The 12,547-nt window shown below is 69.2% G+C and carries 13 protein-coding genes; all 13 read right to left on the minus strand.

Going from position 1 to position 12,547, the window contains the following annotated elements; genetic code table 11:
• Window positions 1-10: 10 nt before the first annotated feature.
• The 13 genes from AAHG09_RS06330 to AAHG09_RS06390 all read right to left on the minus strand — a co-directional run bounded on the left by AAHG09_RS06330 (window position 11) and on the right by AAHG09_RS06390 (window position 12,543).
• Window positions 11-490 carry a DUF29 domain-containing protein gene (locus tag AAHG09_RS06330; protein WP_342106070.1) on the minus strand — a complete coding sequence of 160 codons (480 nt, stop codon included), beginning with the start codon at window positions 488-490 and terminating at the stop codon, window positions 11-13.
• Between the two features lie 40 nt (window positions 491-530).
• On the minus strand, window positions 531-1,274 hold the full coding sequence (gene hisA / locus AAHG09_RS06335) for a 1-(5-phosphoribosyl)-5-[(5-phosphoribosylamino)methylideneamino]imidazole-4-carboxamide isomerase (protein WP_342106071.1): 744 nt from the start codon (window positions 1,272-1,274) through the stop codon (window positions 531-533).
• A gap of 37 nt (window positions 1,275-1,311) precedes the next feature.
• The gene (gene hisH, locus AAHG09_RS06340; protein ID WP_342106072.1) at window positions 1,312-1,971 is read right to left on the minus strand and encodes an imidazole glycerol phosphate synthase subunit HisH; all 660 of its coding nucleotides are present in this window, start codon (window positions 1,969-1,971) and stop codon (window positions 1,312-1,314) included.
• A 19-nt stretch (window positions 1,972-1,990) separates the two neighbouring features.
• A complete protein-coding gene (locus tag AAHG09_RS06345) occupies window positions 1,991-2,470 on the minus strand; it encodes a DUF2628 domain-containing protein (protein WP_459558966.1) in 480 nt (159 codons plus the stop codon).
• 76 nt (window positions 2,471-2,546) lie between these two features.
• Complete coding sequence (gene hisB, locus AAHG09_RS06350; protein ID WP_342106074.1) at window positions 2,547-3,134, minus strand: imidazoleglycerol-phosphate dehydratase HisB; 588 nt, start codon at window positions 3,132-3,134, stop codon at window positions 2,547-2,549.
• A gap of 84 nt (window positions 3,135-3,218) precedes the next feature.
• Window positions 3,219-4,094, minus strand: a complete 876-nt coding sequence (locus AAHG09_RS06355; protein ID WP_342106075.1) for an S-methyl-5'-thioadenosine phosphorylase — start codon at window positions 4,092-4,094, stop codon at window positions 3,219-3,221.
• 298 nt (window positions 4,095-4,392) lie between these two features.
• A complete protein-coding gene (locus AAHG09_RS06360) occupies window positions 4,393-5,295 on the minus strand; it encodes a cytochrome c1 (RefSeq protein WP_342106076.1) in 903 nt (300 codons plus the stop codon).
• Between the two features lie 17 nt (window positions 5,296-5,312).
• On the minus strand, window positions 5,313-6,599 hold the full coding sequence (locus tag AAHG09_RS06365) for a cytochrome b (RefSeq protein ID WP_342106077.1): 1,287 nt from the start codon (window positions 6,597-6,599) through the stop codon (window positions 5,313-5,315).
• 13 nt (window positions 6,600-6,612) lie between these two features.
• Window positions 6,613-7,182, minus strand: coding sequence for a ubiquinol-cytochrome c reductase iron-sulfur subunit (gene petA, locus AAHG09_RS06370; RefSeq protein ID WP_342106078.1), 570 nt, complete (start codon window positions 7,180-7,182; stop codon window positions 6,613-6,615).
• Window positions 7,183-7,442: 260 nt separating this feature from the next.
• Window positions 7,443-8,837 (minus strand): MATE family efflux transporter, encoded by a 1,395-nt coding sequence (locus tag AAHG09_RS06375; RefSeq protein ID WP_342106079.1) that lies wholly within the window; start codon window positions 8,835-8,837, stop codon window positions 7,443-7,445.
• Window positions 8,838-8,907: 70 nt separating this feature from the next.
• A complete protein-coding gene (locus AAHG09_RS06380) occupies window positions 8,908-10,821 on the minus strand; it encodes an ABC transporter ATP-binding protein (protein ID WP_342106080.1) in 1,914 nt (637 codons plus the stop codon).
• A gap of 87 nt (window positions 10,822-10,908) precedes the next feature.
• On the minus strand, window positions 10,909-11,484 hold the full coding sequence (locus AAHG09_RS06385; protein ID WP_342106081.1) for an AprI/Inh family metalloprotease inhibitor: 576 nt from the start codon (window positions 11,482-11,484) through the stop codon (window positions 10,909-10,911).
• 234 nt (window positions 11,485-11,718) lie between these two features.
• Window positions 11,719-12,543, minus strand: a complete 825-nt coding sequence (locus AAHG09_RS06390) for a succinate dehydrogenase iron-sulfur subunit (protein ID WP_342106082.1) — start codon at window positions 12,541-12,543, stop codon at window positions 11,719-11,721.
• Between the last annotated feature and the right edge of the window lie 4 nt (window positions 12,544-12,547).

Raw genomic sequence — 12,547 nt, forward strand, 5'->3', positions numbered from 1 at the left:
GGGCGGCTCTTCAGTCCGAGAGGTCATCGGGATCCGCAGAGAAGGGCCGCGTCAGCAGCTCTTCCCGCGTATAGGGGCAATCCTTCGGGAACATCCTCAGAGGCAGACCTGTTTCGGCTGCCGCCTCTTCCCGCGCATCACGATAAGCACGCTCGACCGCCTGAACCAGACGGCTTTTCAGCCCCGGATTATCGTCCAGCACGTCGGCGGCTCTGTTTCGGTGCGTCCGAATCGAAACTGTCCAGCTGCGGCTCCGACGCTCCGGCTGATAGTCGAATTTCAGCATGTGCAGCAGGACGACGCGCCACAGGCTGACAAGGCTGTCATATTGGCTCCTGCCCAAGCTCTCGATCTCCTCGGCCAGATTCGCGCGGTCGAGGCCCGACAGGTCACCCGACCGCAGCCGCGCGCCCTGCTCCTGGGTCCAGGTATAGAAATCGTCCGCGTAGGCCGTCCCGGCCGAGGAGCGCCGGGCCTTCACTGCCGTCATCGAGGCCTCCCGAGTCAGCGCCGCCACCGGGACAGATCTATCACGAAGCCGGGCCGCGTGCCGCAGCGATCGCGGCGAGCGCCGCCTCCGGATCGATCCGGCCGTCGTAGAGCGCCCGCCCCGTGATGGCGCCCGCGATCAGCGCGCAATCCGGCTGCAGCAGGCGGTGCACGTCGTCGATCGAGGCGAGGCCGCCCGAGGCGATCACCGGGATGCGCACGGCCTGCGCCAGCGCCAGGGTCATCTCGACGTTGAGGCCCTTCAGGATCCCGTCCCGGGCGATGTCGGTGTAGATGATCGCAGCCACCCCGGCGTCCTCGAAGCGGCGGCCGAGTTCCTCCGCCGTCATGCTGGAGGTCTGCGCCCAGCCCTCGACGGCGACGCGCCCGTCCTTTGCGTCGATGCCGACCGCGATCTTGCCGGGATGCTGGCGGGCGGCCTCGCGGACGAAGCCGGGATCGCGCACCGCCGCCGTGCCGATGATTACCCGCGACACGCCCTTGGCGAGCCAGCCCTCCAGGGTCTTCATCTCACGGATGCCGCCGCCGAGCTGAACCGGGATCGTCACCCGCCCGAGGATCGCGTCCACGGCCGCGGCGTTGCGCGGGGCCCCCGCGAAGGCGCCGTCGAGGTCGACCACGTGCAGCCAGGGAAAGCCCTGCGTTTCGAAGATCGCGGCCTGAGCGGCCGGGTCGTCGCCGAACACCTTGGCCTGGGCCATGTCGCCCTGGATCAGGCGGACGCAGCGCCCCTCTTTCAGGTCGATCGCCGGGTACAGGATCACGGGGGATTCAGTCCTTCTTGCCGAAGCGTGGCCGCTCTCAGGGCCGCCACGTCAGGAAATTCGCGATGAGCGCGAGGCCGAGCCGCTGACTTTTCTCGGGGTGGAACTGCGTGCCGGCGATGTTGTCGTGGGCGACGAGGGCGGTGATCGGCCCGCCATAATCCGCCCGCGCTACCACGTCGCCGGGACTTTCGGGGGACAGCGCGTAGCTGTGCACGAAATAGGCGTGGAGCCCGTCCTCGCCGGTGGGGATGCCGGCGAGCAGCGCGTGGTCGCGGGCCGGACGCAGGGTGTTCCAGCCCATATGGGGGACCTTGAGGGCCGGGTCCGACGGCCTGATCAGGCCGACATCGCCGGGGATCCAGCCGAGGCCGGGCGTCGTGGTGTATTCGAGCCCCCGGGTCGCCAGGAGCTGCATCCCGACGCAGATCCCGAGGAACGGCCGGCCGTCCCGCTGGGCGACCTGCGTCATCGCCTCGACCATGCCGGGCACGGCGTCGAGCCCGCGGCGGCAATCCGCATAGGCGCCGACGCCGGGCAGGACGACGCGGTCGGCCCCGGCGACCGCCTTCGGATCGGCGGTCAGGCATATCCGCGCGTCGCACCCGCTTTCCCGGGCGGCGCGCTCGAAGGCCTTGGCGGCGGAGTGAAGGTTGCCCGATCCGTAATCGATGATCGCGACGGTCTCGGTGCTCATGCGCGTGTCGTCCGGCTCATCACCGGGCGCCCTCCTGGGCGGGAAACAGGCCGATCACCGGCTCGGCGCGTCGGCTCGGGCCACTGGGGAATGGCGCGCGCGGCGTTGCCGGGTTCGCATCCAGCCAGCGGCTGATCGCGCGGGCCTCGGCTTCCTCGGGGCTGCCCGCGATTACGGCATCGCGCGCCGGCCAGTCCCGCCGGGCGAGGGTCCAGCGGCGCAGGCTCGACGCCTCCAGCCCGATCAGCCATCCGGCCAGCAATGTGGCGATCAGGCCAGCGCCCGTCGGCAGCACCAGAACGATCCCCGCCCCCGCAAGCGCGATCAGGCCAACCAGCACGATCAGCGCCGCGATCCAGAGCCGGTGATACAGGAACCACAGCACCGTGAACGCGAAGGCTGACCACGAGAAGCCATCCGGCACCAGGACGGCCCGATCGAGCCCGACGGCCTCGCCTGGGCGGGCATCGGGCGGCAAGTGGAGCGTGTAGCTGCGCATCCGCATCGCAAAACTCCGACAACGGCGCTTCCCAAACCGTCCTGGAGACGGTCGGGGAGCGCGAGGACACGATGCTCTACAGGGAGCCCTTCGTGGAGGGAACGCGCCCCTCCTCCCGGGGATCGATCGCCACCGCCTTCCGCAAGGCCCGAGCCAGCCCCTTGAAGCAGCTCTCCGCGATATGGTGGGCGTTGTCGCCGTACAGCGTCTCGACGTGCAGGGTCAGGCCGGCGTTCATCGCGAAGGCCTGGAACCATTCGCGCACCAGCTCGGTGTCGAACTGCCCGATCTTCTCCACGCGGAACGTCGTGCGGAACACGAGGAACGGGCGGCCCGAGATGTCGACGCAGACACGGGTCAGCGCCTCGTCCATCGGCAGGTGGATGTCGGCGTAGCGCGTTACCCCGCGCTTGTCCCCCAGGGCCTTGGCGAAGGCCTGCCCGAGGGCGATGCCGCAATCCTCGGCGGAATGGTGTTGATCGATGTGCAGATCGCCATCGACCTTCACGTCGAGATCGAACAGGGCGTGCCGCGCCAGCAGATCCAGCATGTGGTCGAGGAAACCGATCCCGGTGGCGATCTTCGACCGGCCGGTGCCATCGAGGGCGACGGTGACCGCGATGTCGGTCTCCGCGGTCTTCCGGGTGATGGTGGCGCTGCGCATCTTGTTTCGGACTTCGCGTCGAGGGCGGCCGCTGCCGCCTGCGCCTTCTAGATGGACTTTCTTCCGATTGGAAAGGGCTGTCGCCTATCCAATGAGCACCCGCCCGGCCACGGCATCGAGCTTGGCGAGCAGAGCGGGGTCGCGGACGGCGGGCGACGTCATGATCGCGCCGTCGAGCGCCCGGTGCGAGCCGGCCGGGCAGGGCTCGCGCTCCGCCGGGAAGTCCCGGGCGAGCCGGGCGACCAGCCGGGCCGCCTTGTCGGCATTGGCCCGCGCTACCGCCACCACGGCCGCCACATCCACGGCGTCGTGGCCGGGGTGCCAGCAATCGTAGTCGGTCACCATGGCGATCGTCGCGTAGGTGATCTCGGCCTCGCGGGCGAGCTTGGCCTCGGGCATGTTGGTCATGCCGATCACGTCGAAGCCCTGCGCCTTGTAGGCGCGCGACTCGGCGAGCGACGAGAATTGTGGCCCGTCCATGCAGACATAGGTGCCGCCGCGATGGACCGCGATCGCTTCCGCCTTGGCGGCCGCCGCGATCCGCGCCTGGAGACCGGGCCCGACCGGGTGGGCCAGCGAGACATGGGCGACGCAGCCGTCGCCGAAGAAGGACGAGGCACGCCCATGGGTGCGGTCGACGAACTGATCGACCAGCACGAACAGGCCGGGCGGCAGCTCCTCCCGGAACGAGCCGCAGGCCGAGAGCGAGACGAGGTCGGTGACGCCAAGGCGTTTCATCGCATCGATGTTGGCGCGGTAGTTGATGCCGGCCGGCGAGAAGCGGTGACCGCGCCCGTGGCGGGCCAGGAACACGATCTGGGTGTCGCCGATCCGCCCGATGCGCAGGGCGTCCGAGGGCTCGCCCCAGGGGGATGCGATGCGCTCTTCGCGAACATCCGCAAGCCCCGGCAGGTCGTAGACGCCGGAGCCACCCATCACCCCGAGGACCGCTGCCGTCATGCCGAATTCCCTCAACGCGCGACGCCTGGGCAGCGCGGTCTATCCCACCCGGCACCTCATCCTGAGGTGCCGGAGCAAAGCGGAGGCCTCGAAGGAGACCGCTGGAAGCTGCAGCGATCCCTTGAGCCCTCCTTCGAGGTCCGCTGACGCGGTCACCTCAGGATGAGGTGGCGGAGGGGACAAGCGGGGTCGGACAGGGGACCGTCGCGGCGGGCGATCGGTAGCACGGAGAGCCGACCCAAAAAAGATGGGCCTCCCGAGGAAGGCCCATCCGAACAGCGAACCGATCTGGCCGGCCTCAGTAGGTCTTGTGCAGTTCCGGCTGGAGGCCGTGGACCTCGCCGCCGACATCGGCCCAGATCTTCTTCTTCACGTAGTAGAGCAGACCCGACAGGATGATCAGGAACAGGATCACCCGGAAGCCCAGGGCCTTGCGGTCCATCATGTGGGGCTCGGCCGTCCACATCAGGAAGGCCGCGACGTCCTTGCCGTACTGATCGACGGTCTCCGGCACCACCGGCTGACCCTGATCGTTCTTCGGGTAGGTGACCTGCCCGTCCGTGATCGGCGGCGGCATCGCGATGATGTGGCCGGGATAGTACTTGTTGTAGTGGCCACCGTCCGGCACCGTGAAGTCCTTCGGTGCCTCTTCGTAACCATTGAGCAGCGCGTGGATGTAGTCGGGACCCTGCTCGGAATAGCCGATGAACGGCAGCCAGTCGGTCAGGAAGTAGAGCGAGCCGCGGGAGAACGTCCGCGCCTTGGCGATCACCGAGAAGTCCGGCGGGGCCTTGCCGCCGTTGGCCGCGGCGGCGGTCTGATCGTTCGGGAAGGGCGGCGGGAACGTGTCGGCCGGGCGGCCGGGGCGGTCGAACATGTCGCCCGCATCGTTCGGCCCGTCCTTGACCTGATAGGTCGCGGCGAGCGCCTTGACCTGGCCGGCAGTGAAGTCCGGCCCGCCCTCCTGCGCGAGGTTGCGGAAGGACACCAGCTTCATCGAGTGGCAGGCCGAGCAGACTTCCTTGTAGACCTGGAAGCCCCGCTGAAGCTGCGCGGTATCGAAGCGGCCGAACGTGCCGGCGAAGCTCCAGTTCACGCGGGCCGGGATCGGTCCGCCATGCCCTTCCTGGGCGGAGGCCGGCGCGACGCCGAGCAGGAGGGCCGCGAGGGCGGCGGTCGAGAGGACGCGGGTCATCATCATGGTCCTGTCGTCGCCCGTCAGCCCTTGGTGGTCGGAGCGGCGGCGGCGCCCGCCGGCATGCCGGATCCGCTCACCTGCTTGCCCGGCCCTGTCACGGTCTCGAGGATCGAGCCCGGCAGCTTCTTCGGCGTCTCGAACAGGCCGCAGAGCGGCATGACGATCAGGAAGTGGGCGAAGTAGTAGAAGGTGCAGACCTGCGAGGCGATCACGTAGCCGCCCTCCGGGGGCTGCGAGCCGAGCCAGCCGAGCAGCAGCGTCACGCCGATGAACACCCAGAAGAACTGGCGGTAGATCGGCCGGTAGTTGCACGAGCGGATCCGCGACGTGTCGAGCCAGGGCGCGAAGGCCAGGATGATCACCGCCGAGAACATCAGGATCACGCCGCCGAGCTTGCTCGGGACCGCGCGCAGGATCGCGTAGAACGGCAGGAAGTACCATTCCGGCACGATGTGCGCGGGCGTCACGGCGGGGTTCGCCGGGATGTAGTTGTCGGCGTGGCCGAGGAAGTTCGGCCGGAAGAACAGGAACCACGCGAACAGGATCATGAACACGCAGGTCGCGAACACGTCCTTCACGGTGGCGTAGGGCGTGAACGGCACCGCGTCCTTGCCCGACTTGATCGGGATGCCGGCGGGGTTGTTCTGACCGGTCACGTGCAGCGCCCAGACGTGCAGGACGACGACGCCGGCGATCATCCAGGGCAGCAGATAGTGCAGGGAGAAGAAGCGGTTCACCGTCGGGTTGCCGACCGAGTAGCCACCCCAGAGCAGGGTCTGGATCGTGTCGCCGACCACCGGGATCGCCGCCAGGATGTTGGTGATGACGGTGGCACCCCAGAAGCTCATCTGGCCCCAGGGCAGCGTGTAGCCCAGGAACGCGGTGGCCATCATCAGCAGGTAGATGACGACGCCCAGGATGTAGAGCACCTCGCGCGGGGCCTTGTACGACCCGTAATAGAGCGCCCGGAACATGTGGACGTAGACCGCCACGAAGAACATCGACGCGCCGTTGGCGTGCGCGTAGCGCAGCAGCCAGCCGTAGTTCACGTCGCGCATGATCTTCTCGACGGAATTGAAGGCGCCCGTCGCCGACGGCTCATAGTGCATCGCCAGCCAGACGCCGGTGATGATCTGGATGCCCAGGAAAGCCGCGAGAATCGCGCCGAAGGTCCAGAAGTAGTTCAGGTTCCGGGGGACCGGGTAGGCGATGAAGGACGAGTGCACCAGCCCGGCGATGGGCAGGCGCGCCTCGAACCATTTCGCCACGCGGCTCTTCGGGACGTAGGTGCTGGCCGTTCCGCTCATGCTTCCGTCCTCCTCAGGCCGCTTCCTTGCCGCCTTCGCCGATCCGGATCTTGGCGTCCGTCTGGAAGGCGTAGGGCGGGATGGGCAGGTTGATCGGCGCCGGTCCGTGGCGCACGCGACCCACCGCGTCGAATTGCGAGCCGTGGCACGGACAGGCCCAGCCCTCGAAATTGCCCTGGTGGCCGATCGGCACGCAACCGAGATGGGTGCAGTTGCCGTACACCACGAGCCACTGGTCGTGACCGTTCTTGACGCGGGTCGTGAACGCCGCCGGATCGATCATCGCCGAGAGGTGGACCGCCTTCATGTCGGTCACTTCCTTCGCGGTCAGCTTGCGCACGAAGATCAGCTTGCCGCGCCAGAAGACGTTGACGATCTGGCCGTCCTGGATCGGCGTCAGATCGACCTCGATCGGGGCGCCGGCCGCGATCGTGTCGGCATCGGGCGCCATGGATGAGACCAGCGGCCACACGGCGGCGCCGGCGCCCACGGCGAGCGCGGCACCGGTGGCCAGGAACAGGAAGTCACGACGGCTGCCGTCTTGCCCATGCGTCGTGGGGGCGGCGGCTGATGTGTTCGCCAAGGTCTCGAACCTCCAGAGAGCGGGTCCTCACCGTGCCGGACGATGGAGACGCCCCGCTTGCCGTGCGGGTTTGTCGGCTCGGCCGAACCACAGCACTTTAATTCTAAACTGTGCAATGCGACCGCCCGTCGCCCGGAGTCAAGCCGACGGCCAAAGCGCTTGCGCATCTCGCGTGGGAAGCGGGGCCGTATGTTACTGCGGTGCGGTCGACGGGGCACGCGCGCGGCCGTTCGCGCCTCGGATCCGGTACCGCGCCGGCCTCAGGCGGCACGGGTGAGTCGGCGCCAGCGCAGGACCAGCAGGCTCGCCACCGCGAACAGGCCCGCGCAGAAGCCGAGCCAGATACCGATGCCCTCGAAGCCGGCGCCCCAGGCCAGGGCGGCGCCCAGCGGCACCCCGAGGCCCCAGTAGCCGCCGATCGCGATCCACATGGGCACCTGCGTGTCCTGCAGGCCGCGCAGCATGCCGAGTGCCACCGACTGGATGCCGTCGGCCACCGCGAAGAGCGCCGCCAAGCCGATGAAGGCAACTGCGATCGGCAGGACAGGGACGTTCACCGGATCGCCGAGGTTGAGGAACAGGCCGGTGAGGCGCTCGGGGACGGCAAGCTGGGTGAGCGCACAGAGCGTCATGAACGCGAAGGCGAGCCCGAGGGCGACCGCACCGGACCGGCGCATGCCGGTCCCGTCCCGGCGCCCGAAGGCGAGGCCGACCCGAACGGTCGCAGCCTGGGCGACGCCGTTCGGTACCATGAAGCAGACGGCCGCGATCTGGATCGCCACCGCGTGGGCGGCGAGCTGGCTCGCCCCGAACAGGCCCATGCCGAGGGCTGCCGCCTCGAACAGGCCGGCCTCGGCGAGGCCCGTGGCCGCCATCGGCAGGCCGAGGCGGAACACGGCGGCGAGCCGGGCGCCGTCGAAGCGCCAGAATCCGTGGAGCAGCCGATGACGCCTGAGCCGCGGATCACACAGCACCACGAGAACCAGAAGGGCGAGGCTGAACACGGCCGAACACAGGGTGGCGGCTCCGATACCCACCATGCCGAGGTCGCGGCCCGCCGGAAAGGTGAGCCAGAGCCCGAGGGCGATGTTCAACGGCAGAGCGGCGAGGCTCGCGGCCAGCGCCCAGCCCGGCCGTTCCAGGGCGGCGAGCGCGCCCCGCAGGGCCATGAACAGCAGGGCCGGCCCCATCGCCCATTGCAGGACGCGCATGTAGGCGCCCGCCGCCGCGGCGAGGGCCGGCGGCTCGCCGATCGCGGCGAGGATCGGGCCGGTATGCCACAGCAGCCCCATCAGCGGTGCGGCCACCAACGTTGCGGCCCAGAGGCCCGCCCGTAGGGTCCGGCGCGCGGCATCGGTGGCGTCAGGATCGTGCCCGCGCGCCCCGGCGATCAGCGGCGCCACCGTTCCGGTCAGGCCCAGGCCGCCAATGAACAGGATGAAGTAGAGCCCGTGCGCCAGGGTCGCCGCCGCCAGGGCTTCGGCGCCAAGGCGGCCGAGCAGGACGACATCGGCCATGATCAGGCCGTGCTGGGCGAGATTGATCAGTACGAGCGGCCCGGACAGGGCGAGCGTCGCCCGCAATTCACGGAGCCAGGGACGGTGCAGAGGGGCTCCGTCCCGCGCGGGAAGGCCCGCGAGGTCGAGTGCCGGCATGGAGGTCTCTCGAAAGGTGTCGGGGCCGATTGCGGTCGTGCGGTGCGATCGGCGTTGAGCGCGGGGGCTGTCAGCCCCGCACAGGGTCGGGAATCTGGCGCGGCCGTCGATCCAGCGGCTGTTCGGGTTCGCGGCGCCCCAGCGCAGTCCGATCGGCCAGGAACCCGCCCGACTGGCGCGACCACAGGCCGGCATAGACACCGCCGCGGGCCACGAGGTCGGCGTGGGTCCCCTCCTCCACGATGCGCCCGCGCTCGATCACCACGAGCCGGTCGAGGGCCGCGATGGTGGAGAGCCGGTGGGCGATGGCCAGCACGGTCTTGCCGGCCATCAGCGTGTCGAGGGATTCCTGGATCGCCGCCTCGACCTGGCTGTCCAGCGCCGAGGTCGCCTCGTCGAGGATGAGGATCGGCGCGTCCTTGAGGATCACCCGCGCGATGGCGATCCGCTGGCGCTGGCCGCCCGAGAGCTTGACGCCGCGCTCGCCCACCTGGGCGTCGTAGCCGCGCCGCCCCTTGTGGTCGACGAGGTCGGCGATGAACCCGTCCGCATGGGCGAGCCGGGCAGCCTGCTCGATCTCCTCGTTGGACGCGCCCGGGCGGCCGTAGGCGATGTTGTCGCGGATGGAGCGGTGCAGCAGCGAGGTATCCTGGCTGACCATCGCGATGGCCTCGCGCAAAGACTGCTGCGTCACCCCCGCGATGTCCTGGCCGTCCACCAGGATACGCCCGCTCTCGACGTCGTAGAGGCGCAGGAGCAGGCTCGCGAGGGTCGATTTCCCCGCGCCGCTGACGCCGACGAGGCCGACCTTCTCGCCGGGGCGGATGGTTAGCGAGAAGTCCTCGATCACGGTGGCGTCGCCGCGGCCATAGTGGAAGCCGACACCCTCGAAGCGGATCTCGCCGCCGGTGACGACGAGCTCCCGCGCATCCGGCGCATCGATCAGCGCGTGCGGTCGCGCCATCGTCTGCATGCTCTCCTGCACGACGCCGACATTCTCGAAGACGCCGCGCACCGTCTGCATCACCCAGCCCGACATCGCGATGAGCCGCAGCACCAGGGCGAGCCCGGCCGAGGCCTCGCCGGTGCTCATGCCGCCGCCGCGCCAGAGGACGAGGCAGGCTGCGCCCGTGGCGATCAGCAGGGCGCTGTTGAGGATGCCCAGCAGGCTCGTGGTGAGCGTGACCAGACGGAACTGATGGAGATACGCCTCGGTGTGGACCTCGACGGCGTCGCGCACGGCGGCGCGCTCCTCCCGGTCCCGGGCGAAGAGTTTGACCGTCAGGATGTTGGTGTAGCTGTCGACGATGCGGCCGATCAGCGTCGAGCGGGTATCGGCGGTTTTGTGCGAGCGGGCCCGCGCCCGGGGCACGAACCACGTGGTGAGCCACGCATAGGCGCCGATCCAGACAAGGACCGGCAGGACCAGCCACGGGGAGATCGAGCTGAACAGCCCGACCGCGGTCACCGCGTAGATCGCCACGTAGAGCAGCGTGTCGATGAACACGACGGCGAGCTCGCGCACCGCCGGTCCCACCTGCACGACGCGGTTGGCGAGGCGGCCCGAGAAGTCGCCCTGAAAGTACGAGAGCGGGTGTCCGAGGGTGTAGAGATGCGCCCGCCAGCGGATCTGACTGGTCGATTGCGGCACGATGAGCTGGTTCGACAGCACCTCGTGCGCCCAGATCGAGACCGGACGCACCACGGCCACCAGCAGCACTGCCAGGCCGAAACCCGTGGCGTGGTCCGCCAGAACCGTGGCCCGATCGGCCGTGCCGAGCAGGTCGATGAACCAGCGCATCACGAGGTAGAGCGAGGCCTCGACCGTGCCGGCGATCACCGCGATGACGAACAGGGCCGCCAGGGCGGCGCGGATCGGGCGCAGGTAGAACCACGCGAAGCCGAGCACCGAGCGCGGCGGCATCTGCGATTCATCGAAGGGCGCGAACGGATCGACGCGGCGCTCGAGCCAATCGAGGAACATGCTGCCTGGGGCGTGACGCTGCGGGAGCCCCTCATGTAAGTCTTGGGCGCGCGGTGCCAACCGCGCGCGGAGGTCGCGCCGTCCCGCTCAGCGGTTTAGCGCGAGGGCGGCACCCGATTTGGTCAGCGCGCCTTCCAGGCCCCCGCCGCCCTGGCGCAGGCGCGCCGCCACGGTGCCGCCCGGCTGGTAGAGATAGACCTCACCGTCCCGGAAATCCCAGGCCGAGACCTTGGCCAGATCCTTGTTGGGGCAGGCCGAGGCCGACGCCTTGTAGAGATCCAGCGCCGGCGCACTCGACAGCGTGACCTTGCAGTTCGCGCCGGTCGCGTCCCGGGCATCCCAGCTTCCGACGACGGCGGCGCGCCCGGTGGCGACCACGGGCGGCGGCGGTGCCGGAGGGGCGACGGGCTCGGGGATCACGGTCGGCGTGGCGGGCGAGAGGGCGGCCTGTGGGCCGGGGGGCGGCGCATCGGGGCTGGCCGCAACGCCCGGCGGGGGCGCGAGCGGGGCCGCCGTCACCGTCCCGGACGGAACCGCCTGGACCGCATCGAGGCCGGGCTGGGGCGCCCGGGTGCGCGGTGCGTCGAGCCGGCTCGACGCGCAGGCTCCGAGGCTGGCAGCGAGGCAGAGAACGGCGAACGTCGACAGGCTGGGGCGCAGCATCGGTCCACTTGGGTCAAGCTTGAACAGGCGCGTTGTCGCGCGTCGGCCCTGACTCGATGGCAAATGCGCTGACTGCAAGGCGCTGCCTGCGACGCCCGGTGAGTCCGTCGCGGAAACAGCGCCTTTTCGAAACAGTGTGGCCCTCAGGCCTCAAGTCCAGAGCCACGCCCCGATCGCGACCGGTTCCGGATCATCAGTCCGGAACGCACCGACAGCGAATCGGGCTTTGTTCTTTCAGAGTGCGCGCTCAACCATCATCTTCTTGATCTCGGCGATCGCCTTCGCCGGATTGAGGCTCTTCGGGCAAGTATTGGCGCAGTTCATGATCGTGTGGCAGCGGTAAAGCCGGAACGGATCGTGCAGATTGTCGAGCCGGTCGCCGGTGTTCTCGTCACGCGAATCGATCAGCCAGCGATAGGCCTGAAGCAGGGCCGCCGGGCCGAGGAACTTGTCTCCGTTCCACCAGTAGCTCGGGCAGGACGTGCTGCAGCACGCGCAGAGGATGCATTCGTAGAGTCCGTCGAGGCGCGAACGATCCTCGGGGGTCTGCCGCCACTCCTTCTCGGGGGCCGGGGTCTCGGTCTGCAGCCACGGCTCGATCGCCGCGTGCTGGGCGTAGAAGTTTGTGAGATCCGGCACGAGGTCTTTGAGGACCGGCATGTGGGGCAGCGGATAGATCCGGATCGCCCCGTCCTTGTCCTTCCGGGTCATCACCGGCAGGGCATTGTCGGGGTTCTTGCACTCGTCGATGCCCATCGTGCAGGCCAGCGCGTTCTGGCCCTCGATGTTCATGGCGCAGGACCCGCAGATGCCCTCGCGGCAGGAGCGGCGGAAGACCAGCGTCGAGTCGACCCTGTTCTTGATCCACAGCAGGGCGTCGAGGACCATCGGGCCGCAATCCTCGCGATCGACCTGATAGGTGTCGATCCGCGGATTGGCCCCGTCATCCGGGTTCCAGCGGTAGATCTTGAAGGTCTGCAGGCTCTTGGCGCCCGGAGGGGCGGGCCAGGACTTGCCCTGCGTGATCTGGGAGTTCTTCGGAAGGTTGAACTGGGCCATTGCG

It is taken from the genome of Methylobacterium guangdongense, assembly GCF_038442355.1.
Taxonomy (GTDB): domain Bacteria; phylum Pseudomonadota; class Alphaproteobacteria; order Rhizobiales; family Beijerinckiaceae; genus Methylobacterium; species Methylobacterium guangdongense.

Coding starts and splice junctions, on each gene's coding strand:
- AAHG09_RS06330 (WP_342106070.1), bottom strand. CDS start 490: ATGACGGCAGTGAAGGCCCGGCGCTCCTCGGCCGGGACGGCCTACGCG.
- hisH (WP_342106072.1), bottom strand. CDS start 1,971: ATGAGCACCGAGACCGTCGCGATCATCGATTACGGATCGGGCAACCTT.
- AAHG09_RS06345 (WP_459558966.1), bottom strand. CDS start 2,470: ATGCGCAGCTACACGCTCCACTTGCCGCCCGATGCCCGCCCAGGCGAG.
- hisB (WP_342106074.1), bottom strand. CDS start 3,134: ATGCGCAGCGCCACCATCACCCGGAAGACCGCGGAGACCGACATCGCG.
- AAHG09_RS06355 (WP_342106075.1), bottom strand. CDS start 4,094: ATGACGGCAGCGGTCCTCGGGGTGATGGGTGGCTCCGGCGTCTACGAC.
- AAHG09_RS06360 (WP_342106076.1), bottom strand. CDS start 5,295: ATGATGATGACCCGCGTCCTCTCGACCGCCGCCCTCGCGGCCCTCCTG.
- AAHG09_RS06365 (WP_342106077.1), bottom strand. CDS start 6,599: ATGAGCGGAACGGCCAGCACCTACGTCCCGAAGAGCCGCGTGGCGAAA.
- AAHG09_RS06375 (WP_342106079.1), bottom strand. CDS start 8,837: ATGCCGGCACTCGACCTCGCGGGCCTTCCCGCGCGGGACGGAGCCCCT.
- AAHG09_RS06380 (WP_342106080.1), bottom strand. CDS start 10,821: ATGTTCCTCGATTGGCTCGAGCGCCGCGTCGATCCGTTCGCGCCCTTC.
- AAHG09_RS06385 (WP_342106081.1), bottom strand. CDS start 11,484: ATGCTGCGCCCCAGCCTGTCGACGTTCGCCGTTCTCTGCCTCGCTGCC.
- AAHG09_RS06390 (WP_342106082.1), bottom strand. CDS start 12,543: ATGGCCCAGTTCAACCTTCCGAAGAACTCCCAGATCACGCAGGGCAAG.